The 23,998-nt window shown below is 62.2% G+C and carries 25 protein-coding genes; 14 read left to right on the forward strand and 11 right to left on the reverse strand.

Annotation, left to right across the window (positions count from 1 at the left end; translation table 11 throughout):
* Window positions 1-7 precede the first annotated feature (7 nt).
* On the forward strand, window positions 8-538 hold the full coding sequence (locus BLW08_RS03570) for a ferritin (protein WP_024817501.1): 531 nt from the start codon (window positions 8-10) through the stop codon (window positions 536-538).
* 43 nt (window positions 539-581) lie between these two features.
* Here BLW08_RS03570 and zapE read toward each other — a convergent pair whose 3' ends face one another.
* The 4 genes from zapE to BLW08_RS03590 are packed head-to-tail and all read right to left on the reverse strand — an operon-like array spanning window position 582 to window position 3,696.
* Window positions 582-1,733, reverse strand: a complete 1,152-nt coding sequence (gene zapE / locus BLW08_RS03575; RefSeq protein ID WP_254779660.1) for a cell division protein ZapE — start codon at window positions 1,731-1,733, stop codon at window positions 582-584.
* Complete coding sequence (corA, locus tag BLW08_RS03580) at window positions 1,730-2,725, reverse strand: magnesium/cobalt transporter CorA (RefSeq protein ID WP_091323374.1); 996 nt, start codon at window positions 2,723-2,725, stop codon at window positions 1,730-1,732. The genes zapE and corA overlap by 4 nt, the downstream gene beginning before the upstream one ends.
* A 10-nt stretch (window positions 2,726-2,735) precedes the next feature.
* A complete protein-coding gene (locus BLW08_RS03585; protein ID WP_091323375.1) occupies window positions 2,736-3,161 on the reverse strand; it encodes a DUF1761 domain-containing protein in 426 nt (141 codons plus the stop codon).
* Between the two features lie 10 nt (window positions 3,162-3,171).
* Window positions 3,172-3,696, reverse strand: coding sequence for an Lrp/AsnC family transcriptional regulator (locus BLW08_RS03590; RefSeq protein WP_091323376.1), 525 nt, complete (start codon window positions 3,694-3,696; stop codon window positions 3,172-3,174).
* Window positions 3,697-3,868: 172 nt separating this feature from the next.
* Between BLW08_RS03590 and BLW08_RS03595 the strand changes: the two genes are divergently transcribed.
* The gene (locus BLW08_RS03595) at window positions 3,869-5,104 is read left to right on the forward strand and encodes an MFS transporter (protein ID WP_091323871.1); all 1,236 of its coding nucleotides are present in this window, start codon (window positions 3,869-3,871) and stop codon (window positions 5,102-5,104) included.
* Window positions 5,105-5,122: 18 nt separating this feature from the next.
* Here the strand turns inward: BLW08_RS03595 and BLW08_RS03600 are convergent, their stop codons facing one another.
* Genes BLW08_RS03600 through BLW08_RS03610 form a run of 3 tightly spaced genes read right to left on the reverse strand, consistent with a single transcriptional unit; the run spans window position 5,123 to window position 7,586 of the window.
* Window positions 5,123-5,629, reverse strand: a complete 507-nt coding sequence (locus BLW08_RS03600; protein WP_011775479.1) for an Lrp/AsnC family transcriptional regulator — start codon at window positions 5,627-5,629, stop codon at window positions 5,123-5,125.
* Between the two features lie 57 nt (window positions 5,630-5,686).
* Window positions 5,687-6,325, reverse strand: coding sequence for a TMEM175 family protein (locus BLW08_RS03605; RefSeq protein ID WP_091323377.1), 639 nt, complete (start codon window positions 6,323-6,325; stop codon window positions 5,687-5,689).
* 31 nt (window positions 6,326-6,356) lie between these two features.
* Window positions 6,357-7,586, reverse strand: coding sequence for an MFS transporter (locus BLW08_RS03610; RefSeq protein WP_091323378.1), 1,230 nt, complete (start codon window positions 7,584-7,586; stop codon window positions 6,357-6,359).
* 95 nt (window positions 7,587-7,681) lie between these two features.
* Between BLW08_RS03610 and BLW08_RS03615 the strand changes: the two genes are divergently transcribed.
* On the forward strand, window positions 7,682-8,656 hold the full coding sequence (locus tag BLW08_RS03615; protein ID WP_091323379.1) for a LysR family transcriptional regulator: 975 nt from the start codon (window positions 7,682-7,684) through the stop codon (window positions 8,654-8,656).
* Here the strand turns inward: BLW08_RS03615 and BLW08_RS03620 are convergent.
* A complete protein-coding gene (locus BLW08_RS03620) occupies window positions 8,631-9,674 on the reverse strand; it encodes an NAD(P)H-dependent flavin oxidoreductase (protein WP_175538563.1) in 1,044 nt (347 codons plus the stop codon). The genes BLW08_RS03615 and BLW08_RS03620 overlap by 26 nt on opposite strands.
* A gap of 41 nt (window positions 9,675-9,715) precedes the next feature.
* Between BLW08_RS03620 and BLW08_RS03625 the strand changes: the two genes are divergently transcribed.
* On the forward strand, window positions 9,716-10,657 hold the full coding sequence (locus BLW08_RS03625; RefSeq protein ID WP_091323381.1) for an N-acetylglucosamine kinase: 942 nt from the start codon (window positions 9,716-9,718) through the stop codon (window positions 10,655-10,657).
* A 7-nt stretch (window positions 10,658-10,664) separates the two neighbouring features.
* Here the strand turns inward: BLW08_RS03625 and BLW08_RS03630 are convergent, their stop codons facing one another.
* Window positions 10,665-11,684, reverse strand: coding sequence for a pirin family protein (locus BLW08_RS03630; RefSeq protein ID WP_091323382.1), 1,020 nt, complete (start codon window positions 11,682-11,684; stop codon window positions 10,665-10,667).
* Window positions 11,685-11,734: 50 nt separating this feature from the next.
* Between BLW08_RS03630 and BLW08_RS03635 the strand changes: the two genes are divergently transcribed.
* The 9 genes from BLW08_RS03635 (at window position 11,735) to BLW08_RS03675 (ending at window position 21,331) form a co-directional block, all read left to right on the forward strand.
* Entirely contained in the window at window positions 11,735-13,531 is a 1,797-nt protein-coding gene (locus BLW08_RS03635; RefSeq protein WP_091323383.1) for a glycoside hydrolase family 35 protein, read from the forward strand.
* A gap of 31 nt (window positions 13,532-13,562) precedes the next feature.
* Window positions 13,563-14,015 carry an NUDIX hydrolase gene (locus tag BLW08_RS03640; RefSeq protein WP_090818006.1) on the forward strand — a complete coding sequence of 151 codons (453 nt, stop codon included), beginning with the start codon at window positions 13,563-13,565 and terminating at the stop codon, window positions 14,013-14,015.
* Window positions 14,016-14,230: 215 nt separating this feature from the next.
* Complete coding sequence (rsgA, locus tag BLW08_RS03645) at window positions 14,231-15,400, forward strand: ribosome small subunit-dependent GTPase A (RefSeq protein ID WP_091323384.1); 1,170 nt, start codon at window positions 14,231-14,233, stop codon at window positions 15,398-15,400.
* A 154-nt stretch (window positions 15,401-15,554) separates the two neighbouring features.
* Window positions 15,555-16,649, forward strand: coding sequence for an ABC transporter ATP-binding protein (locus BLW08_RS03650; RefSeq protein WP_091323385.1), 1,095 nt, complete (start codon window positions 15,555-15,557; stop codon window positions 16,647-16,649).
* The gene (locus BLW08_RS03655) at window positions 16,649-17,389 is read left to right on the forward strand and encodes an ABC transporter permease (RefSeq protein WP_091323386.1); all 741 of its coding nucleotides are present in this window, start codon (window positions 16,649-16,651) and stop codon (window positions 17,387-17,389) included. The genes BLW08_RS03650 and BLW08_RS03655 overlap by 1 nt, the downstream gene beginning before the upstream one ends.
* Window positions 17,386-18,129 (forward strand): ABC transporter permease, encoded by a 744-nt coding sequence (locus tag BLW08_RS03660; protein ID WP_090818018.1) that lies wholly within the window; start codon window positions 17,386-17,388, stop codon window positions 18,127-18,129. Before BLW08_RS03655 ends, BLW08_RS03660 begins: the two co-directional genes overlap by 4 nt.
* Complete coding sequence (locus BLW08_RS03665; protein WP_090818021.1) at window positions 18,126-19,082, forward strand: ABC transporter substrate-binding protein; 957 nt, start codon at window positions 18,126-18,128, stop codon at window positions 19,080-19,082. The genes BLW08_RS03660 and BLW08_RS03665 overlap by 4 nt, the downstream gene beginning before the upstream one ends.
* Window positions 19,083-19,202: 120 nt before the next feature.
* On the forward strand, window positions 19,203-20,423 hold the full coding sequence (locus BLW08_RS03670; RefSeq protein ID WP_091323387.1) for a pyridoxal phosphate-dependent aminotransferase: 1,221 nt from the start codon (window positions 19,203-19,205) through the stop codon (window positions 20,421-20,423).
* 53 nt (window positions 20,424-20,476) lie between these two features.
* Window positions 20,477-21,331 (forward strand): polyphosphate kinase 2 family protein, encoded by an 855-nt coding sequence (locus BLW08_RS03675; RefSeq protein ID WP_091323388.1) that lies wholly within the window; start codon window positions 20,477-20,479, stop codon window positions 21,329-21,331.
* A gap of 37 nt (window positions 21,332-21,368) precedes the next feature.
* On the opposite strand, the gene BLW08_RS03680 is transcribed toward BLW08_RS03675, so the two are convergent.
* Window positions 21,369-21,626: an exodeoxyribonuclease VII small subunit gene (locus tag BLW08_RS03680; protein WP_091323389.1), complete on the reverse strand. Its 258-nt coding sequence runs from the start codon at window positions 21,624-21,626 to the stop codon at window positions 21,369-21,371.
* 41 nt (window positions 21,627-21,667) lie between these two features.
* Complete coding sequence (gene xseA / locus BLW08_RS03685; RefSeq protein WP_091323390.1) at window positions 21,668-22,945, reverse strand: exodeoxyribonuclease VII large subunit; 1,278 nt, start codon at window positions 22,943-22,945, stop codon at window positions 21,668-21,670.
* A gap of 185 nt (window positions 22,946-23,130) precedes the next feature.
* On the opposite strand from xseA, the gene BLW08_RS03690 reads away from it, so the two are divergent.
* Window positions 23,131-23,994: a hypothetical protein gene (locus tag BLW08_RS03690; RefSeq protein WP_091323391.1), complete on the forward strand. Its 864-nt coding sequence runs from the start codon at window positions 23,131-23,133 to the stop codon at window positions 23,992-23,994.
* Window positions 23,995-23,998 lie beyond the last annotated feature (4 nt).

The raw sequence follows: 23,998 nt of genomic DNA on the forward strand, positions 1-23,998 counted from the left end.
TCGAGCCATGGCTAAGAAGACTTTCAATGAGCTGTTGTCCGCCCAGGTCGCCAATGAGTTTGCGGCCTCCCAGCAATACATCGCAGTAGCTGTGTACTTTGACGGCGAGGACTTGCCGCAGCTTGCCCGGCATTTCTACCGGCAATCCCTTGAGGAGCGCAACCACGCCATGATGATGGTCCAGTACATGCTGGACCGCAACGTGCACGTGGAAATCCCTGGCATCGCACCCGTGCGCAACAACTTCACCAACGCCAAGGAACCCATCGCACTGGCCTTGGAGCAGGAGAAGGAAGTCACCCGGAACATTGAGGAAATGTTCCGTGTTGCCCGCGCAGAAGGAGATGCTCTGGGTGAGCAGTTCATGCTCTGGTTCCTGAAGGAGCAGGTTGAAGAGGTCGCGTCCATGACCACGCTGCTGAACATCACTGAACGGGCGGAGAACCTCTTCGACATCGAGAACTACGTCGCCCGCGAAACTGTGGGCGATGGCGGAAACGATGCCAGTGCCCCGTCCGCAGCCGGCGGCGTTATCTAGCTGTCCGCGTCAAACCACTTTTTGGAGAGAGGCCGCAGGAAGTTTAGCTTCCGGCGGCCTCTTCGCGTGCCGGGGAATCGTCCACGCTGGAACGCCCCAGCAATGCCAGCCGGCTAGCGATGCGTGCCAGGTCCACGGGGAGGATATTGCCGGTGGCACCGATATCCCAGTCGAGGGGTCCTTGGCCGATCAGGAACAGCCGAATGTCCTGATCATGAAGGACGTCCACCACGTTGCTGAAACGCTGCCAGGCAGGAGCGGACGCAGAGTCGGTGATGGAGGGTGACGGGACATCGTCAATGACCCACGTCGTGTAGGCGTCAGCCAACGCCAGGAAGTCGGAGGTGGACGTCAACCCACCACATAGCTCCTCAAAAGATACCCAGAGGAGATCGGGGTCCGAGTTCTTGACGACGATCGGCTGGGTGGTTGGGCTGAGCACCCGTCTTTGGGATGGCGGTGGCCGGAACAAGCCAAGGCGTCCAAGTTGTCCGGGCGTGCCGGGGGAGATGATGCGCCCTGAGCCGAATGCCTCAAAGCCAGTGCCCGAGGTGGACCCGTCGGCGGGAAAACGACGGAAGTCCCACGAGCCATTGATTTCCACGATGTCCATCATCTCCTTGATGGCCTCGATGGTGGGTAGGTAATGGTCATGCCACAGAGGATTGGGCAGCAAGTCGTCAGGCGCGTAATTCGAGGTCACCACCAACGGAACGCGTTGTTGCGCGGCTGTCCGGAGCAGCCGGGAAATGAACATGCCGTCGCCGACGTCATGCACATGGAACTCGTCAAAGAAGAGCACGTCTGTGTCAGCCAGCAGCGCGTCAATTGAGTGTTGGATGGCGGTTCCGTTAACGGCGTCCAACCCACGTGTCCCCGCATGAAGCTTGCGGAAGAAATCGTGGAAGTGGACTCGCCTGGTCCGCAGGCCCAACCGCGCGTGGAAGCTGTCCATCAGCCAGGTCTTGCCGCGGCCCACGGGTCCGTGCAGGTAGATGCTTCGCGGTGCCTTTGGGGAAAATGTGCGACGCCGGCCCGCAATCTGGGCGCCAAAGGCGGCCAGTCGCTCGGCTGCTTGGCGCTGGCTGGACTCAAGCTCGAAACCCGAGCCCGCGGCGTCGTTCTCCATGCCGTCCATCAAAGTCCTGGCAGCCTCCCGCGCAGTGCCGGGAGCAGGCCTTGAAGGAGGTGTCACAGCCAGCCTTTTCTCTTGAAGATGAGGTACATCAGCAGGGCCGCGCCGAACATGAGGGCCACAGCCAGCGGGTACCCGAAATCCCAATGCAGCTCGGGCATATGGTCGAAGTTCATGCCGTAGACGCCGGCAACAAAGGAGGGTGCGAAGAGGATCGCAGCCCAGGAGGAGATCTTCTTGACCTGTTCGTTTTGTGCGGCGCTGGCCTCGTTCTGGCGGTTGGCCGTCAAGGTTCCATCCAGCGTGAGTGCATTCTGCAAGAGGTCCCTGAACGAGTTCACCCGGGAGATGACACGTTGAACGTGGTCCTCAACGTCGCGCAGTGAGCGCTGCAGTTCGATGTCCACACCGTATTTTTCGAAACCCTTCTCCAGCAGGGCCATCATGTCCGGGAGCGGTTGGATGGCCCGCTGGAACTGGATGACTTCGCGGGCGAGTTCGTAGATGCGGCGTGACACGGCGCTGTCGCCGCTGAAAAGCTGATCTTCGATTTCGTCGATGTCATTCTCAAGGCCCGCCACAACGGGTGCGTAATCGTCCACCACCTGGTCAAGAAGTGCGTAGAGCACCGCTTCGGGCCCGTGGCAGAGAAGGTCCGGACGCTGTTCGAGGCGGTGCCGGACCCTGGCGACTCCGCCGGTTTCGGCATGGCGGATGGTCACCACAAAGTTCTTTCCTGTGAAGATGTGCAGTTCGCCGAACTCTACCGACTCGGTGTCGTCCAGGTACCGGGCGGGGCGGAGAACGGTAAACAGGTTGTTGTCGTACCGCTCAAGCTTGGGCCGTTGATGCGCCGATACTGCGTCCTCCACGGCCAGCTCGTGAAGTCCGAACTCGTGGGCGACGGCGGCCATCTCGTCCTTCGTGGGCCGGTACAGGCCAATCCATGCCATGCCGCCATGCTCCGCCAACGTCTCAAACGTTTGCTCGAGGTTGTGCGGGGTTGCTGTGCGTACGCCGTCTACGTATACGGCGTTGTCGATGATGGTCACTGGTTGAACGCTACTGCATGGCTCCGATGATGGCGCCCGCAATGGTCATGGCTACGATGTCGTGGCCGGAGTCGATCACAGTTACTACCGACGGGCGCCCTGCGAAGCCGTTGTGGATGACATGGCCACCGGCGCGGAAAACCACGGACGCAACCAAGGCGAAGAAGCCTCCCGCTACGAAAGTGTTGATGTCCAAGGCGCTGATGAGGATGGCGAGGAGGATGCTGGTCAGCGCCGCAGCCACCATCATGGGCACCCAGATGCCCGCTCCGCCGTCGATGTTCTTGAGGTCGTCTTCGGTCTTGCCGATTGCCTGCATCCACCGGCGCCCAAGGACGGCGGGCATGTACCAGACAAAGCCGATCACCATGCTTGAAACGAAGGCCAGAAGTACGGCAAACCAGTTGATCTGGGAAATATGTGAGAGCCAATCCATGCCTGAAATCCTAGTCCGTTCCGTCCTCTGAACCGGCGCGCTGGCCATCCTGTCTGGCGCGTGTTGGGGCTGCGGCCATCCTTCCGATGAGCGGTTCGGTGCGGTAGGGAATATGCGTGTGCAGGGCCAACACGGTTTCAGTCCTGATAACCCCCTTGGTGCGAAGGACAGAGCGCAGTGCGGACTGCAGATTGTGGGTATCCGTGGCCACCACCCGGCACCACAGATCTCCGCGCCCTGAGATTTCGTGGACTTCCAGTACTTGGGGAATCAGGCGCAGGGCGCCGATGACGCCGTCCAGTTCCCGGTGGGTGACTTCAATCGTGACGAAAGCGACGACGTCGTACCCTACCTTCTCAAGATCAACTTCCCGCCCTGCCGCCTGCAGCACGCCGGAGCGAGCCAGGCGCTTTACGCGGCTCTGGGCAGTGTTGCGGGCTATGCCCAACGCATCGCTTAACTCTGCGATCTGGATGCGAGGGTCCTTAATGAGCTCCAGGAGTATCTTCAGGTCCATAGGGTCAAGGGTGTTCAAATGGTCACTCCAGCTCACGTGGTGGGAACTTCTTTGAGTATTTTGATCAATTTTTACACTTTTGTGGCCCTTGCAGATCAGCGTCATTGCATTCTATTGCCATCATTACTTAGCCAAACTGCGCTCCCAGAAGGAATCACGCAGGGCGGCCACCGAGTCCGAAGGCATGGAAATGACTGTCTTGAGCGAACTCCGCATGCGTCCGGCTACCGCCGAACGCATGGGATGGGATGCCTCCACCACGGCCAGGCTGGTCCTGGCCGGCGTTGTGATCTTTACGTTGTTGGTGGGCGCCAATCTCGCCACACCCCTCTACCCGTTGCTGCAAGCCAAACTTGGGATGTCGTCCCTGGACGTGACAGTGGCGTTTTCCAGTTACGTCCTTGCGCTCGTGGCAGTTCTCATGGTGGCTGGCCACTGGTCGGATCACATCGGCAGGCGGGCCGCACTGGTCCTGGCGATACTGGTCGGCTTGGTGGGCGGAGTAATTTTCGCGAATGCGGACTCGCTTGTTTCTTTGTCCCTCGGCCGGGCATTGCAAGGCGTGGCTGTTGGCCTTGCCACTGGAGCCAGCTCCGCTGCTTTGCGGGAGTTGTTGCCGCAACGGCCTGATTGGGCTTCCCGGTTTACCCTGTTGTCCTCGGCAGGTGGCGTGGCTGCAGGTCCCGCAATCGGCGGTGTCCTCTCGCTCCTGCCTGACCCCACCCGCACGCCGTACTACATCCATTCGGCCGTGTTGCTTGCTGCGCTGGTTCCTTTGTGGTTACTCAAGGCCCGGCCGGCCATCGCACCGGCCCAGGGTCCAAGGCCCCTCAAGGTCCTTGCGCCGCGGAAGCCATCCATCTCCAGAGACGCTCGCGGAGCGTTCTGGATGGCGGCGGCCACCGGTTTCCTGAGCTTCGCTGTGTTTGGCTTCTGCTTGTCCCTGGCTCCGGGCTACTTCGCCAGCGTGGTCCACGCCGACTCGCGGCCATTGATCGGCCTGCTGGCGGGCGTCACTCTTGGGGCCTCGGCCCTGAGCCAGCTCCTGGGGGCGCGAGGGCGCTTCGTTGTCCCGGTGTCTCTTGCTGTTCTGGGAGCATCGGTAATTCTGGTGGGGGCCGCCGCTGCGTGGTCCAGTCCGTGGCTGCTGGTGGCCGCGAGTATCACTGCGGGGGCCGGCCAGGGAATTGCCTTCCGGCAGGTTTTCAACGAAGTAGCCGGAAAAGTGGAGGCGGCCCGTCATGCGCAGGTCATCAGTACCGTCTACGTGATCACGTATCTGGGAAGCGCGGTTCCAGTGATTGGCTTGGGGCTGGCCGTCGCGGTGCTAGGCTTGCACGCCGCCGTCGTGGTTTTCACTGCGGTGTGCGGCGTGGCGGCACTGGCGCTCGCGGCAGTGTCTCTTCGGAAGGCCTTGCGGGACTGAACGCCGCTGCGCCGGCCCTTATTCGGGCAGCGGTCCCCGGTTACCCGGGATATGCTGGAAGACCATGGTGGTTTCGGTGTGACCCACCACGGGGTCGGTGGCGAGGTTGTCCAAAAGCCAGTTGCGAAGGTCGTCCGTGTTGGCCACGGCAATATGGAGAAGGTAATCCACCGAGCCTGTGGTGTGGAACGTGGAAATGACCGCCGGAAGCTTGGGGACTCGCGCGGTAAAGCGGTCGATCTGGTCGCGGTCGTGTGCGCGGAGGCGAACGGCAATGAGGGCCTGTACCGATCGGCCAATAGCCGGAAGGCTCAACACGGCCTCGAAGCCTTCAATGATTCCGCGTTCGGAGAGCGCCCTGGTGCGCATCAAGGCCGTGGAGGGGGCGATCCCCACAAGTTCAGCCAGTTGCTTGTTGGAGATGCGGGCGTCGTCCACCAACGCTGCGAGAATCCGTTCATCAATCGCGTCCAGCGGCTCTGCGCTGCCCGTGCTTGACCGAACATTCTTCGTGGGGTTGCTCACGGATCCTCCTGAAATTGCCTTCCATCCATCATAGGCTGTGAATTCTTCAGGCGACCATCACTTTTGGAGGGCTGCGTGGTCGCGACGGCTGGCCACGTGTTGAAGCGGTCCGCTCAGCAGCATCAGCAGCAAGGTCAGGTTTCCCGCGTCGGGAACCATCAAGGCCACCAGCAGGGCTGCCAGGAACAAGCCTGCGACGATGCAGCCGCCTCGGATTCCGGACCGTGTCTCCAACGGGTCCAGATCGTGGAGGTCCGGGTGGTAGCGCAAGTACAAGCGCGCTGCCAAAAGCATGAGGCTGGTGGCCAGGAGGGTTCCGATGTAGACCAGAGCCTGGGCGCCGTCCGCCTTCATCTGCGTTGACAGCGAGGTGGCAACAGGCATCCACACAATGGTGAACATCCAGGCGATGGTCAACCACAGCAGGCCTGTGTCTATACGGTGGACTTTCCGGAAGAGCCGGTGGTGATGAACCCAGAAGACGGCGATAAGCACAAAGCTGAGGACAAAACCCAGGAGGGCGTACTGTTCGTCAGCCAACCATTCGGCCGTGGTGCCGTCGTGGTCCGCGAGTTCACCCACGCTTTCCATGAGCGGCAATATCAACAGAGTCAGGGCAATCGCCACGACTGCATCGGTAAACGCCTGCAAACGTTCCGGCGACGACAGTTCCCGGGCTTTCGTGACCTGTGTCATGCCTCCGATTGTAGGACCAGATCGCCCGAAATCAGCTGGAGTGGCGCGCTGGCCGGTGGACTGCCAAGGTGACTGCCGCCGTCGTGAATGAAAGGGCGATGACGCTCAACGCCAAGGCGGGCCAGCCATACGCCTGAAATGCCAGCCCACCCGCCCAGCCAATGACGCTGGAACCGAGGTAATAGGACAGGTTATACAAGGAAGCTGCCTGGGCCCGTCCTGTGGTGGCAATGGTTCCCGTCCACCCTGAGCCGACACTATGGGCCGCAAAGAATCCTCCGGTGAAGATCACCAGCCCTGCAAGGGTGGCTGCCAGGTTCTCCATCAACGTCAGCGCCAAACCGCACGACATGACGGCGATCCCGGTCAGGAGCACATTCCGCCTGCCAAACCTCGAGGTGAGCCCCGCAGCCCACCGTGAGCTGACGGTGCCGGACAAATACGCCAGGAAGATGAGGCTGACCACGGTGGCAGGGAGACCAAACGGTTCTGCATGCAATCGGAATCCGAGGTAGTTATAGACGGCCACAAAGCCGCCCATCAGCAGGAAAGCCTGCAAATACAAGGCCACCAGCTTGGGATTGCTCGAGTGGCCACCCAAGGTCCGGAGGGCTCCGCGAAAGCCCATCGCCGGAGCAGGGCTGAAACGCCTTTGCTTTGGGACAAGCACCAGGAAGAGGACAGCGGAGACTGTCGCGAGGAGGGATACAGCCAAAGCTGCAGCCCGCCAGCCCCAGAGCTCGCCCACGGGGCCGGCCACCAAACGCCCGGCCAGCCCGCCCAGGGTAGTCCCGGCAACGTACGTTCCCGCTGCCAAGGCAGTGTGAATCTTGGTGACTTCCTCGTTGAGGTAGGCAATGGCGATGGCCGGGATGCCACCCAACGCCATTCCTTCCAATGTTCGTAGTCCCAGCAACAACGGCACGGAGGGTGCCAGGGGTACCAGGAGCCCCAGCAGGGTAGCAGCGCCGATTCCGATGGACATGGCACGGACGCGGCCAATCCTGTCGGCCACGAAAGACCACGGCAGCACTGTGATGGCAAGCCCTACCGTGGCCAAGGAGATGCTGAGGGCGGCCTCGGCGGCTGTGATGTTCAGGTCGCTGGCCATGAGGGGCAGGACAGCCTGTGTGGAGTACAACTGCGCAAAGGTGGCCACGCCGGCCAGCGCCAAAGCGGCAAGCAACCGCCGGTATCCCCGGGACCCTTTGGTGTGTCCGTCCCACGTTTCGGCGGTGTTTATGGCGATTGCTTTACTCACCCGGCAAGGTTAGGACGCAGTCGACTCCGCATTCCAATGCATGATTTGAGTACGATTGATGCAGAAATGCATGAGTAATTCAGGCAAGGAGACACGTGGAACCCGATCATCAGCAACTCGTCCAGCTCCTTCCTCTGCTGCCGGTCCTTGCTGAACTTGGCCGCACTGAACACATGACCGAAACCGCTGAGATCCTTGGCGTTCCCCAATCGACAGTCAGCCGCGCCGTGGCCCGGGCCAGTGCGATCGTCGGCATGGACCTGCTGATCCGCGACGGCCGCGGCATCCGCCTGACGCCCGCTGCCAAAACCCTGCTTCCCTACATCGAGGCAGCTCTGGCGGACTTCCAAGCAGGACTGGACAGGGTGCGCCATGAGTCCGATGTGGTGCGGGGGCGCATTGGCGTTTCCTTCCAGCACACCTTCGGCGAAGCCACACTTCCGTTGCTGATCAGCGCTTTCCGTGGCCGCCACCCGCAGACCATGTTCGAGCTGTGGCAGGGGCCGCGGGACGATTGCCTGCAACGGATGGCCAGCGGCGATATGGACTTCGCGCTGATCGCGCCCATCGCTCCAGAAGGCAGGGGGATCCGATCGTTGCCGCTCTACCGCGAGCCGCTGAGGGTGGTCCTGCATTACAGGCACCCCTTGGCGGGGCGGTCCAGCGTGCGCCTTTCCGAATTACGGCACGACCCCTACATCACCCTTCCAGAGGGAGTCGGCCTGAGGGCGCTGGGTGAGGCGCTGCTGCGTGAATCCGGGTTTCGTCCCCGGATCGCTTTCGAAGTCCAGGAGTCCACCTCTGCCCGCGGCCTGGTTTCCGCTGGCCTGGGGTTCAGTATCCTTCCGCCGGCAGGCCCAGGCTCAGGCACGGGCCAATTCCTTCCCGAGGCCGAGCTTGGACTGGTGGAAGTGGCTATCGAATCGGAACTGGCCTTCCGGCAAATCGGGATTGCGTGGCGTGAGCGTAGTTTTGAACCGGATGCCGTACGGCTGTTCCGTGAATTGGTGGTGACGGAGGGCGGCGGATTACTGGCCGAACTGGTCAGAGCCCGTTCAGGAACTCCCTGACCACTTCCTTGGCAGAACCTTCGCGTGCCTGGCGCCAGCCCGTGCCGGCCCACAAGTTGAGGCGCTGGGGATCGCCGGCGGCGGATGAGGCCGCGCGAACAGGCGCTGTGAGGTGGTGAATGGCGGGGTAGCCCTCCGGCGCATCCCGGTGGTCGAGCACGAACTCATTGACCAGCGATCGTGCCAGTCGCCCCGTGAATGCCCGGGTCATGGCTGTTTCCGTGAAGGAAGGATCGCCCAGCGCATCCTTGTGCGGCGTCCGGGCTCCACTCTCGTCGGTGCGGACCAGGGCGGTACCGACTTGCGCGGCTGTTGCACCAGCGGTCAGAACGTCGCGAAGTGCGCTGCCGTCCATGATTCCGCCTGCTGCTATCAGCGGAAGCCCGACGGCGGCACGCACCTGGGCGATCAGTTCCGCCGTCGTCCGGGCCGCCAGTGTTCCCGCACCGTCTGTGCTTTCGGTCAGGAAGGCGGCCGTGTGCCCGCCTGCGGACTGGTGTTGGACGGCGATGGCGTCCGGGCCTTCCTCCGCAGCCGCGAGGCCCTCCGCAACGGTCGTGACGCTGGAAATGACCATGCTTCCCGCCTTCTGCAGCGCGTGGACCACTGGCTTTCCCGGGAGACCGAAAGCGAAGCTCACCAACTCCACGGGATCGGCCAGCAGGGCATCAATTTTTTCCTGCCACGCGTCGTCGTCATCCAGGCGCAGGGAAGGAAGGTCCACCCCGTAGCGGGCGGCGTCGGGCTCCAGCTCACGACGGTAAGCCTCAAGGCGGGCCACTGCATCCGGAGCCGGCGGCAGCTGGCGATGATCCGGCACGAAGAGGTTGATGCCAAACCGAATGTCGAGGGCCCGCGCGGAGGCGATGTCAGCAGCCATGGCTTCGGGGCTCTTGTAGCCAGCGGCAAGGAATCCCACACCGCCACCCTCCTGGACTGCCTGCACCAAAGCAGGCGTTGACGTTCCCCCAGCCATGGGAGCTGCAATAAACGGTGTGCCAAACAGGGAATCGGGCATATGCGGTTTCTCCTCGGGACGCTCCAAGCTAGTCTTTCACGGTGAACAATCTTGACTCTGCCCAGCATTCCCATGCCACTACGGAGGCCTTGAGCGGCACCGTCATCGGGCTCGATATCGGCGGCACAAAGACCCGCGGTGTGAGGTTTGAAGACGGAGCTCCGGTCCGGGACGAGAATGCCGGCAGTTCCAATGTCCAGAACGTGACGCGGGAGCAAGCCATAGCCAACCTGGCCGAGTTGTTCGGCAAGATTGGTGGGGGACGGATTGATGAGGTCTACGCCGGTGCGGGTGGGATTGACACCGACCAGGACGCTCAGGCGCTCGCAGACCTGATCGCGCCCCATGCGCCCGGGGCCCGTATCACTGTTGTTCACGATTCGCGGCTGCTGCTGGCAGCCGGGGGAGCAAGCACGGGAGTGGCAGTGATCGCCGGTACCGGTTCTGCCGCGTGGGGGAAGAACGACGCCGGCCAGGAAGCCCGGGCGGGCGGCTGGGGGTATCTCCTCGGTGACGAAGGAAGCGGCTACTGGCTGGGACGCGAAGCCGTGCGGCACAGTCTTCGGCGGATGAACCAGGGCCTGGAACCGGATCAGCTGAGCCGTGCACTGCTGGATTCATGCGGTGTGGATGAGCCGGGGAAGCTGATCGCCCTCTTCCATTCGCCTGAAACCGGCCGCCGATTTTGGGCTCAGCAGGCCCGCCTTGTAGTGGAGGCCGCTGATGCGGGCGATGAAACCAGCAAAAAGCTGGTGGAGCAGGCAGGCCGTGACTTGGCTGACCTGGCCGCGCAAGCAGTCCGCCAGTTGGGTCTTGACGGGCCAGTGATCCTGGGCAGCGGGCTCGGTATGAATGTTCCGCGGCTTCAGGAAGCCTTCGCTGCCAAGCTGGCCGAAGGCGGCATCGATGACGTGCGGATTTTGACGCAGGATCCTGTCTTCGGGGTCCCGCGGCTCGTGGCAGAGCAGCGCGTCCAGCCGTAGGAAACGTCTAGCCGCGGGTCCTCGGCCGCAGCTTGACACCGGGAAGTGGCGGAGCGGGAATGCGGCCGGCTTCCGGTCCGGCATCAGGGCCGTGGCCTTGGACGAAACCAAAACGGGAGGCCGCGGCAGCGTCGTCGTCGAGCAGTCCCTCGGCTTCCCATTCTTCGCGGGCCTGTTCCACTTCCTCATGGGTCCGGCCCACGAAATTCCACCACATCAGGAGGTCTTCGCCGAACGGTTCGCCGCCCAGGAGCATGAATCGGGTGTTTGGCCGGGAGTCGACACGCAGGCTCGACCTGCCGGCGCCGAGGTAAGCCAACGGCCCGGCGTCAATGTCCTGACCATCGATCACAACATGACCGTCCAGAACCAGCACCGCGTGTTCAAAGTCAGGGCGCAACGGCAGCTCAAGTGAACCAGCGCCCGTGATGTCGGCTCCCACGATGGGGCTGAACATGCTGGCGGGGGAGCGTTGGCCCGCAAACTCGCCCACCATGACCGTTGCGGTGAAGCCGTCGCCCACTGCCACGGGCAGGTCCTTGACCTGTTCGAAGGACGGCGCGCGGTGGCGGTGCTCCTCCGGTAGGGCAACCCACAGTTGGAGTCCACGGGAAACGGGGATTTCCTCCAGCAGGGGACCTGTGGTGGCGGGAAGGACCGAGAACTCCGAGTGTGAGATCCCTTTGCCCGCGGTCATGATGTTCAGCTCGCCAGGCCGGACCACGACGTCACTGCCCACGCTGTCTCGGTGCCGAACCGCGCCTTCCATGGGCCAGGTCACCGTTTGGAGTCCGCAGTGCGGGTGGGGGAGGACGCTCATGGCCACCCGATCCGGCCCGAAGCTGTCCAGGAAGCACCAGGCGCCTACGGTGGGTAGCCCGCGTTGAGGCAGCGTCCGCATGACGTTCATGGCCCGGACACCACCCAGGGGAACTTCACGCTCAGGCCACAACTGAACGCACGGGCCTTGACCCTCCGGCGCCGCCGGGCATACTTCTTGTGCCGGGGAAGTATCAAGATTGGTCACGTGTTCATCACCTGTGCATAAATGTTGGAAATTGAGCTAATCTGTTCTGTGTGAACAACGCGCTCTTGAGCTACCACGACGCTGTCCTTTACCGTTCGGGTGAACCGTATCGCATCCTCGCCGGAGCCATCCACTACTTCCGGGTTCATCCGGACCTATGGCAGGACCGTCTGCGTCGGCTCAAGGCAATGGGCGCCAACACTGTGGACACCTACGTGGCCTGGAACTTCCACCAGCCGCAGCAGGATGAAGCGCCGGACTTCAGCGGATGGCGGGATCTTGGCCGCTTCATCGACCTCGCAGGCGAGGTGGGACTGGACGTTATTGTCCGTCCCGGACCCTACATCTGCGCCGAGTGGGACAACGGCGGCTTCCCGGCCTGGTTGACCGGCATTCCCGGCATCGGCCTGCGCTGCATGGACCCGGTCTTCACAGGTGCGATCGAGGAATGGTTCGATCACCTGCTCCCGATTATTGCGTCCCGTCAAACGTCTGCAGGCGGTCCAGTGGTGGCGGTGCAGATTGAGAACGAGTGCGGCAGCTACGGCGACGACCATGAGTACATCCGTTGGAATCGACGGGTCCTTGAGGAACGCGGGATCACGGAGTTGTTGTTCACTGCCGACGGCGGCAACGACTACTTCCTCGACGGCGGCTCCGTGGAAGGAACCTGGGCGACGGCAACACTGGGAAGCCGCGGCGATGAGGCGGTAGCTACCTGGAAACGTCGCCGGCCTGACGAACCATTCTTCAACGTCGAGTTTTGGGGCGGCTGGTTCGATCACTGGGGCGAACTGCACCACCGCCGTGACGCTGATGATGCGGCAGCGGAAGCACGGAAGATGCTCGATCTCGGTGGTTCACTCTGCGTCTACATGGCTCACGGAGGGACCAATTTTGGCCTGGGGTCCGGCAGTAACCACGATGGCACCATGCTCCAGCCCACAGTCACGAGCTACGACTCAGACGCACCGATCGCAGAGAATGGAGCCCTGACCCCCAAGTTCCATGCCTTCCGCAAAGAGTTCTTCCGCGCGCAAGGAATCGAAGACCTCCCGGAGTTGCCCGCCGAACTGTTGGCAGATGCTCCTGTACTGCCTGCCCAGTCGTTGCCACTGGGCCATGGCTCAGGGCTGTTGGAGTTGGCACGCGCCGCCGGAAAGCAGATCACCAGCGTCAAGCCGCTCAGCTTCGAAGAGTTGGGACTCGACGCCGGTATGGTCCTCTACGCCTCCGAAGCCATCCTGCCGGGCCATTCCGACGCTCCCGCGGAGAGCAGGCTGAAGATCACCGGGCTGAACGACCGTGCCTACGTGTGGGTGGATGACCACTTTGTTGGTGTCCTGGACGACGTCACCGGAGCCGAGGGCCTAACGGTTACTGGCACCGGGATTCCAGCCAAGATCGACATCCTGGTGGAGAACCTTGGACGGATCAACTATGGTCCGTTGACCGGCCAGGGCAAGGGCATCCTGGGAGGCGTCCTGGTCAACCAGCGCTATACCTTCCACTGGACGCAGACTCCCGTAGCGCTGGCCGACTGGAAGCAAGAGGACCTGGAATCCTTGGCAAGAGCCGACTTCGAAGTTGATGAGCCGGCCGACACCTATATCGCCCTGCCTGATTCCGGCAAGGGCTTCGTCTGGCTCAACGGTTTTCTCCTGGGCAGGTATTGGGAAAAAGGACCGCAGGTCACCCTGTATGCACCTGCCCCACTGCTGAACGCCGGCCGCAACAGCATCAGGGTATTGGAGCTCGTGAAGCCCGGGACCGTCGTCGAACTTCGCGAGGAGCCAGATCTCGGGCCTGAAGAAGGCGGCCCGATCGCCGCGGCCGAACTTCCGTAGGGATGTGGGCCAAGGGAATTATGCTGGCTCCATGACCCTGCAGTTCGATACCCGTCCAGCGGCTTACGCTGTGATCGTCCAGGATGGGCAAATCCTCCTGGCCTACTGGAAACAGGACGACAAGGAAGGGTGGACGCTCCCGGGTGGCGGCCTGGATCTAGCAGAACATCCGGTGGATGGATGCCGGCGTGAAGTCTTCGAAGAGACCGGCTATGAGGCCAGGATCGAGCGCATGCTGGGAATCGACGTCGGGCACTGGCCAGGGGAGACCCGGCCGGATGGTTCCGTGAAGGACTTTCAGGCACTTCGGCTGGTGTATGAGGCATCAGTGATAGGCGGCGAATTGACTCATGAGGTGGATGGCAGCACTACCCACGCCGCATGGATTCCCCTGCCGGACATTGAACAGCTGAACCGGGTGTCCCTGGTGGACACGGCGCTCCGCTTGTACACGGAGCGGCCCGAGGACGGCAAGCTCACGTAGAGCGCGGGTCTAGCCAAATTCGGCAGTGGTTGGCTAGGCTAAGCATCGTTGCCGGCATTTCAATGGCCGGCCTGGATGCCAAGGAGGTGGATTTGATGATTGTCATGATCTTGCGTGCCCCGCACTCATTTGCGGCGCACCGTCATCACCCCACCATTCCTGTCCCGGTATCCGCCTGCCAGAGCTAGGTGGCCGGGCCTCATCAGAGGCTTCCATTGAACACTTTCGCTTACTCAAGCAACCCTTTAACCAGCTCAGTCCAGCCCCTCCACGGGCCCATGAAGTACGGCTACACCACTAAAACCGCGGAGCTTTTCCGCGCCCATATGGACCCCAACGGGCACAATAATGCCGCCCCGGGTCGTGTAGTCCGCCTCGACCGGAACCGCGTGCTGGTTGCATCCGGCGACGGACTCCTTCATTTGCCCTACCCGGCTCACAGTGTGGTACCGGCCACCGGTGACTGGGTGTGGGTAGGCCACAATGCCGCAGGTGAGCCGGCCGTCGTCGAGGTCCTGCCCCGGCATCCCGCACTAAGCCGCAAGAGGGCCTTTGAGGCTTCTTCGGAAGAACAAATTTTGGGCAGCAACGTGGACATCGTGGCGGTGGTGGTTCCTGTGGACCGTCCGCTGACCCACAACCGTCTGGAACGGACGCTGGTGGCTGCATGGGATTCCGGTGCCACGCCGCTTGTCGTCATCACTAAAGCTGACCTGGCCGATCTGGCGGATGACGTTGTGGGCGAGGTCATCCTGCAGGCGGCCGGCGTGGACGTTGTCACTACTTCGGCGGAACACGGTGACGGACTCGACGAACTGATGAACCACATTCCCGCGGGTTCAACGTTGGTGCTGCTGGGGCCGTCCGGCGCCGGGAAATCGACCCTTATCAACGCCCTCGTGGGACGCGACGTCCAGCAGACCGGCGCAGTCCGGGCAGGAGACGGCAAGGGAAAGCACACCACAACGTCAAGGGAACTGGTGCCCCTGCCCGGTGGTGCCGTACTGATGGATACCCCGGGAGTCCGTGGCTTCGGGCTGTTCGACGCCGATGACGGGATGGAGGAGATGTTCGGGGACCTTGACCAACTCTTCGCGCGCTGCCGTTTCGCGGACTGCGCGCACCAAGCAGAGCCGGGCTGTGCCGTGCAGGACGCCCTTGCTGACGGAAGCCTGGATCCCCGCCGCTGGGCCAGTTACCTGAAACTGCAACGTGAGTTGGCTGCTCTTGCCAGGAAACACGATGCAGCGGCACGCCGCGCCTACCAGCGCGAATGGCACCAGAAGGTGGTGTCAGCGGAAAGAGGCCAGCGGGCGGCGGAGCGATACAGGCATGACCAAGCTGAAGAACGGTCCGGGAAAAATGGAAAACGACGGAAGCGCTGAACATTGCCGATTCATTACGGAAAACGTGGCGGCGCTGACATCGTCGGTGGTGCTGGCTACGCTGGGTGAAGATTGCTTTGCAGCCAAGTAATAAGAGTGCATATGATCGTGTGGCTCTGCCGATGTTCTCCACCACAGATAGGTAAGCCCGGGTATGGCCGAAGCCATGATTGAGTTCCAGAGCGTCACCAAGCAATACCAGGGCGGGCAACCCGCGGTGGATGCCCTGAGCATGTCCATCGATAAGGGCTCCATTACCGTGTTTGTTGGGCCTTCGGGCTGCGGTAAGACGACATCCCTGCGCATGATCAACCGGATGGTGGAGCCCACCAGCGGCACTATCACAGTGGCCGGCGAGGATGTCTCGCAGGTGCCCGCGGCACAGCTCCGCCGTTCCATGGGCTACGTCATGCAGTCATCGGGCCTGCTGCCGCACCGTTCGGTGCTGGACAACATCGCCACCGTCCCACGGCTGAACGGGGTTCCCAAAGCAGCGGCACGGAAGCGCGCAGCGGAACTGCTCGACGTCGTCGGGCTGGCTGCGGTCCTTGGCAAGCGGTATCCGTCACAACTTTCGGGTGGTCAGCAGCAGCGCGTCGGGGTGGCCCGGGCGCTTGCTGCTGATCCGCCGGTTCTGTTGATGGATGAACCCTTCAGCGCGGTGGACCCTGTGGTGCGCGACGAACTGCAGCAGGAACTGCTTCGCCTGCAGCGTGAACTCGCCAAGACCATCGTTTTCGTCACGCACGACATCGACGAAGCCACAGTGCTGGGCGATAAAGTGGCCGTGTTCGCCGTCGGCGGGAAGCTGGCCCAGTATGCGGCGCCGGAAGAAATCCTGAGGGCGCCGTCCAACGACTTCGTGGCCTCATTCGTGGGACGCGACCGCGGATTCCGCCATCTTGCCTTCAATCCTGCGGACGCCGTAACACTTCACCCGGTGACCATGGTAAATGCTTCTGATGGTCAGCAGGCGGGACGTGAGTCGGGGGAGTGGGCCTTGGTGGTGGATGAGGATTCACGTCCGCTCGGCTGGTCCTCGCCGCGTGACGGTGCCGGTTTGATACCGGGCGGTTCGCTTTTCCGTAAGGGCGATACGTTGCGCCGCGCCCTGGATGCGGCGTTGTCGTCGCCGTCGGGCCTGGGCGTAGCAGTGGACGACGACGGCCGGGTGGCCGGGGTCCTGAAGGCGCCGGAAGTCCTGGCTCTCATCGAGGAAGTCCGGCACCACAGGGAGGACGCCACCTGATGGAGTGGTTCCTCGCCAACAGTGGCATGGTGATGGGGTTGGCCGGTCAGCACATGGTGCTTGCGATCATTCCCATGATCCTTGGCCTGCTGATTTCGATTCCCCTGGCCCAGCTGGCCAGGCGCAACAGTACGCTCAGGTCCGTGGTGGCCACGGCTACTTCGCTGCTGTACACCATTCCGTCCCTGGCCCTTTTCATTATTCTTCCTACCGTCCTGGGGACGCGGATCCTGGACCCGATCAACGTCGTGGTGGCGCTAACCATCTACGCTGTGGCTCTTCTGGTTCGTGCTGCCATGGATGCCTTTGATTCCGTGGACGACGACCTCCGTAATGCCGCCGTCGCCATGGGCTTTAAACCCCTTGCCCGGTTCTTCCAAGTGGATCTCCCGTTGTCCCTCCCTGTGCTGTTCGCCGGGTTAAGGGTGGTATCGGTCAGCAACATTTCCCTGGTGAGCGTGGCGGCGTTGCTTGGCGTGGGCAACCTTGGAGTCCTCTTTACGGACGGTCTGCAGCGGACGTTCATCACCGAGGTGGTGGTGGGCATCATCGCGATCCTGGTGCTTGCCCTGCTGATGGACGCGCTGCTCGTGGTGCTGGAACGGCTCTTGACTCCCTGGACACGGGCGGCGGGTGGAAAGTCTTCGCGACTGGACATCAACTCCCTGGCCGCGGAGCCCAAGGCAGGATCTGCCACTCCGCACGCTGCACTCCGGCCTGATCCGGGGGCGTCCGCATGAACATCTTTGCAGAGACCATCGCCTGGCTCACCGACCCGGCGCACTGGACCGGAAGCGGTGGAATCCCCACGCGGCTTCTGGAACACCTCCAATACAGTGCACTGGTGCTCGTCATCGCGGCCGCCATCGCGGTACCCATCGGCCTCTACATCGGGCACACAGGACGCGGCAGGGTGGTTGCTGTTGCTGTGGCGGGAGCCCTCCGGGCCCTGCCGACCCTGGGTTTGTTGGTCCTCTTCGCTTTGCTTGCCGGCAGTGGGTTGATGCCCCCGGTATGGGCGCTGGTCATCCTGACAGTCCCGCCGCTGTTGGCCGGCACCTACGCCGGCATTTCCAGCGTCGATGCCGTTGTGGTGGACGCTGCCCGCGCCATGGGTATGACCGAACTCCAGATCCTGTTCCGGGTGGAACTCCCTAACGGCCTGCAGGTCATGTTTGGTGGAATCCGCACCGCAGTCCTGCAGGTCATCGCCACCGTTTCGGTAGTGGCCTACCTGCCCTTGGGCGGGCTGGGACGCTACCTGTTTGACGGGCTTGTACTTCAGGACTTCCCAAGGATGCTCGGCGGTTCCCTGCTTATTGCCGGGCTTGCCATCGCCGTGGACCTGATCCTGGCCGGAGTGCAAAGGCTTGTTCTCTCGCCCGGCCTGACCCTCGATTCAAGCGGCCGCCAGAAGGCGGCCGATGATCTCACAGCCACAGCTCCCGCAGGGGCTGCCGTTCAAGGAGGTACACCATGAAAAACCCCGTTCCCATGACCCTTACGCGCCGTGGTCTCGGCGGCCTCGCAGCCGGACTGGGTGTAGCCCTCGCGTTGAGCGCGTGTGGCGGCAGCCCGTTGGCCACTCCCTCCAGCTCGGCCCCCAGCGGCTCGGCTGCCGGTGGCTCGCTGGTGGTTGGTTCGGCCGACTTCCCGGAGAGCCAGGTCATCGCCGAGATCTATGTTGGCGCCTTGAACGCAGCAGGCCTCACTGCCACGTCCAAGCCGAACATCGGTTCTCGCGAGATCTACTTCAAGGCCGTTCAGGACGGCTCCATCGATCTGGTCCCCGACTACTCGGGCAACCTTCTCTCCTATGTGGACAAGGAAGCTACCGAAGTATCGGCCGAGGACGTCTACAAGGCGCTCCCTGGAAAGCTTCCTGAAGGCCTCGCGGTCCTTGAGCCTGCGAAGGCGGAGTCCAAGGATGCCATGGTGGTTACCAAAGCTACGGCTGAGAAGTACCAGCTGAAGTCCATTGAGGACCTCGCGAAGGTGTGCAAGGACTTCACCATGGCTGCACCGGCCACGTTCGAGACCCGTGCCTACGGATTCCCCGGTCTGAAGGCCAATTACAACTGCGAGCTCAAGGGCCTGCAGCCGTTCAACGACGGCGGCGGCAACCTCACGCTTCAGGCCCTGCTGGAGGACAAGGTACAGGTGGCGGACATCTACACCACCACGCCCTCCATCGCTGACAACGACCTCGTGGTCCTTGAAGACCCGAAGAACAACTTCAAGGCTCAGCAGGTCCTGCCTCTGTACAGCAAGGCCAAGATGACGGACAAGGCCAAGGAGGCGCTTAACAACGTTTCCAAGATCCTCACCACGGATGACCTGATCAACCTGAACCGTGCCGTGAGTGGCGACCAGAAGCAGGCCCCCAAGGATGCAGCCGCCGCTTGGCTGAAGGACAAAGGCATCGTCAAGTAACGCTTGAACAAAACCGCGCACGACGGCGGTGACGGACCCGCGTGGGACCGTCACCGCCGTCGTCGTATGTGTGAGTTAAGTCTCAGCTGAACTCCATCACCCATGTGGCATATTTGATGAATGGCGAATTTCAAGCAGTCCACCAAGCTTCATAATGTCCTTTACGACATCCGTGGACCGATTCTTCAGGCCGCCCAGCAAATGGAGGCGGAGGGTCACCGGATCCTTAAACTGAACATCGGAAACCCGGCTCCTTTCGGTTTTGAAGCACCTGACGCCATCTTGGTGGACATGATCCGCCACCTGCCAAACGCCCAGGGTTACAGCGATTCACGTGGCATCTTCTCCGCCCGGACCGCCGTCTCGCAGTATTACCAAACCCGCGGCATCCAGAACATCCACGTGGACGATATCTACCTGGGCAACGGCGTCAGCGAGCTCATCACGATGTCCCTGATGGCGCTCCTGGACGACGGCGATGAAGTACTGATTCCTACCCCGGACTATCCCTTGTGGACCGCTTCTGTTGCGCTGGCTGGCGGGCGCCCTGTCCACTACCTCTGTGACGAGGACTCCGGCTGGCAGCCTGACCTGGAGGACCTGGAGTCCAAGATCACGCCACGCACCAAGGGCATTGTTGTTATCAACCCCAACAACCCCACCGGGGCGGTCTACCCGGAAGAAACACTCAAGAAGATCGTTGCGTTGGCAGAGAAGCACGGCTTGGTTCTTTTCGCGGATGAGATTTACGAGAAGATCCTTTACGAGGACGCGGTCCACATCAACCTGGCCGCGCTTACCGGCGATGACGTCCTTTGCTTGACGTTTAGTGGCCTGTCCAAGGCTTACCGTGTGTGCGGCTATCGGGCCGGTTGGATGGCGATTTCCGGTCCCAAAAAGGAGGCTGCGGACTATCTTGAAGGCATCAACCTGCTGGCCAACATGCGGCTGTGTGCCAACGTCCCGGCGCAGCACGCCATCCAGACTGCTCTCGGTGGCTACCAGAGCATCAACGATCTCATCCTGCCCGGCGGCCGGCTGTTGGAGCAGCGCAACAAGGCATACGACCTCCTCAACGCCATTCCCGGTGTCAGCACGCAACAGGCCAGGGGTGCACTCTATTTGTTCCCCAAGCTGGATCCCGAGGTCTACCACATCAGGGATGACGAAAAGTTTGTCCTGGACCTGCTGAAGGAGCAGAAAATCCTGGTATCCCATGGACGCGCCTTTAACTGGGTCCGCCCGGACCACTTCCGAATGGTGACCTTGCCCAACGTGAAAGATATCGAAGAGGCGATTGGCCGCATGGCGGACTTCCTGTCGAGGTACCCGGGCAACTAGCCTGAGGCCATGGCCGCGTCATAGGGGCGCGGCCCGGCAGAAAGGCACGCCCCATGGCCGTTGCAGTTGAGTTCGCCAAGAGTCCCGCCGAAGTCCTGAGGGTTGGCCCAGGTTTTTCGCTGGCCGACGTCGACCAAAAGTCAACGCCGGGGTACACCGGTGCCAAAGCCGATGGACGCACCTTGCTTGAGGCACAGGACGGCCGGCTGGCGGAACTGCAGGAGCAACTCTTCGCCCAGGGCAAATTCGGCAGCAACAAGCGGCTGCTGCTGATCCTGCAGGCCATGGATACTGCGGGCAAGGGCGGCATCGTCAGCCATGTGGTGGGTGCCATGGACCCCCAAGGTGTTCAACTGTCCGCTTTCAAGGCTCCCACGGACGAGGAAAAGTCCCACGATTTTTTGTGGAGGATCGAGAGGCAAGTGCCGGCGGCAGGAATGGTGGGAGTGTTCGATCGGTCCCATTATGAGGACGTCCTCATCCACCGCGTCCATGGGTGGGCAGACGGACCCGAGCTTGAGCGGCGGTATGCCGCGATCAACGACTTTGAGGCCCGGCTTGCCGAGCAGGGCACCACCATCGTCAAGGTCATGCTCAACATCAGCAAGGACGAGCAGAAAGAACGACTCATAGCCAGGCTTGACGACCCCAGCAAGCATTGGAAGTACAGCAGGGGCGACCTCGCTGAGCGTGCCTACTGGGATGACTATATGGACGCCTACAGCACAGCGTTCGAGAAGACATCCACCGAGGTGGCTCCCTGGCATGTAGTACCGGCCAACAAGAAGTGGTACGCACGCATTGCCGTTCAGCAGTTGCTGTTGGACGCCCTCGAAGGGTTGCAATTGGACTGGCCAATGGGCGACTTTGACGTTGCAGCTGAACGCGCGCTTGTGGAGAAGTCCTAGCAGTTCAGCAGCCACATCCGCACGGCGTCATGCGCGGTTAGTCCGTGCCTGCCGCACTCCCGGCGTCGTTGTTTGCGTCGCGTGCGGTTGCCAGCCGCTGACGGGCGCCTTCCAGCCAATCCTCGCATCGCTTGGCCAATGCCTCGCCCCGTTCCCAGAGGGCCAAGGATTCCTCCAGGCTCGCTCCGCCAGCCTCCAGCCGGCCAACGACGCCCACAAGTTGCTCGCGGGCTTCCTCGTAGCTCAAGGAATCAAGGGCGTCGGGTGAGGGGGCCATTGGGTTGTTGTCGGTCATGATGTCCTTTGTTTTGATGATGGCTGGTGATGTGGCGGGGCTTAGGACTCGAGGAGTTGTCCCTGACCAGTAGAGACGGCCCGGAAACGTCCCTCGGCAACGCGGATGGCCAGTGCCGTCCCGTCAGGGGCTTCTTCCGGGCTGCTGATCACGTGGTGTCCGGCTTGGTCCTCACCGAGTAGTTGGACCACTGCATATCCGCGGTCCAGAGTCTTTTGCGGTGACAGCGCCCTGACTTGGGCCCGCAGGTGATGGACTTGGTCCAAGGCGCGGACAACGGCTGTGCTGACCGAAGAATGGGAGCGCTGTTGGAGCCGGCGGATGTCATCGGCACGGGCGTCCACCATGGAGTCCGGAGTAGCCAGGACCGGCCGTGACCTCAGCGAGTGGAGCCGGTCCGTTTCCCGATCCACCATCCGGCCGATGCTTCGGCGGAGGTGGTCCCTGGCCTGCCGCACCATGGCCAATTCCTCTGCAACGTCCGGAACTATCCGTTTGGCAGCATCCGTAGGCGTTGAGGCGCGGAGATCCGCTACGTCGTCCAGGATGGGACGGTCCGCTTCGTGGCCTATTGCGCTGACAACGGGTGTCGTCGCCGCCGAAACGGCGCGAATCAGGTCCTCGTTGCTGAATGGGAGGAGATCCTCCAACGCGCCGCCACCGCGAGCGAGGACGATGACGTCTACGTGAGGATCGGCGTCGAGCTTCTTCAGTGCTGCGATGATCTGGGAAACGGCGGTGTTGCCTTGAACCGCAACCTCGCGAACGTCGAACTCAACTGCCGGCCAGCGCAGTGCGGCATTGCGCAGGACGTCTTTTTTGGCATCCGAATCCCGGCCTGTGATGAGTCCGATGCGATGGGGCAGCAGGGGCAGTTTGCGTTTGCGGGAATCCGCAAACAGCCCTTCGGCTGCAAGGGCCTGCCGAAGTCTCTCGATCCGGGCCAGCAGGTCGCCCAGGCCCACTGGACGGATGTCCTTCACAGACATGTTGAGGCGTCCCGTTTTGACCCAGAAGTCCGCCTTGACCAGGGCAACCACGCGGGATCCGCGTTCGAGGGGTATTTTTTGCCGGTCGAGCACAGTGGACCAGACTGAGGCCGGCAGGGAAATTTCGGCATCAACGTCCCGCAGGGTAAGGAATGCGTTGCCGCCCCGCCGGTTCAGCTCGATGACCTGGCCCTCGATCCAGGCTGCAGGTGCCCGCTCAATATGCGCCTTGAGTTTGCGCGACAAGAGTTGCAGCGGCCAAGGGTTGTCCGGACTTGTTTCAGCGGCAGTTCCGGGCAGGGTGGTCTCCGGTGTTTGTTCAGCGGACATTGGCGTTCTCCGCCTGGTCCAGTAACCGTGGTTGTGCCTGCATGTGTTTCTGTCCTCGCTCAGGGGTGCGGCCATGGGTCCCAGCCGGCCTTCCAACTCTATCCATAGCTTTAGCGCAGCGCCCTGACATTTTCCCTATCATGTGGACAGTTCTAGGATGGTGGCACAGCCCCCGAGCCCCGAGGATGACCTTGCGTACATTTGTTTCAGCAGTGGGAGTGGTCCTCGCTTTACTGCTCACTGCAGTGGCCGTTCCTGCCGCCTGGGTAGACCAGAACATCGTCAAGGAAAAAGGCTTTGTCCGCATCGCCGGAGGCCTGGGGAACGATCCCGACTTCCAGAGCCGTCTAGCCACCGCCGCCGTCGGAACCTTCGAGTCCTCAGTGGAGCTCCCGGGACCCATCCAGTCCCTTGCCGCTGATGCGCTTCAGAATGCCGCAACCGGGATGCAGTCGTGGAGCGATTATCCTGCCGCGTGGGAAGAGACCGTCAGGAACAGCCACAGGCTGAACTTCGGCGCAGCCCCGGAGGCGGAAGAATCCGCGGCCTCGACGGCCCTGGTTCTGGATATTGGTCCCCTGGTCAGGCTCATTCGCGACCATTTTGCCGAAGCCACCCGGATTCGGCTGGACGTGCCGGCGCAAAGCCTCGTGTCCTTGGGAGAGCCCTCCCATAGGCAACTGGTGGAACGAGTGGCCACCTTTGCGCCGATGTGGTGGATTGCTGCGGCGGGTGCGCTGGTGGCGGGCCTCCTGGCGCTCGCGGCAGCGCGACGCCGGTCGCTCGTCCTGGTCTTCCTCGGTTTGGGGGGCTTGGCGCTTGCTGCACTATGGGCCGCAGGCGCCGACTTTGCTGGAAACATGGTGGGGAACCTCGCCAGTGCCAACGGTGTGGCTGAGCTATTCAAGCAGGAGTTCCTCACCGCTGCACGTACAGGATTTGGGCAGTGGACTCTGATTGCTGCAGTAGCCTCAGGGGTGGTCTTCGTGCTGGGCGTCATCTCTACGGTGGTGTCAGGGCGACAACGGTCACGTTCTGCCCGTAGCTAAAGGC

It is taken from the genome of Arthrobacter sp. cf158, assembly GCF_900106835.1.
Taxonomy (GTDB): domain Bacteria; phylum Actinomycetota; class Actinomycetes; order Actinomycetales; family Micrococcaceae; genus Arthrobacter.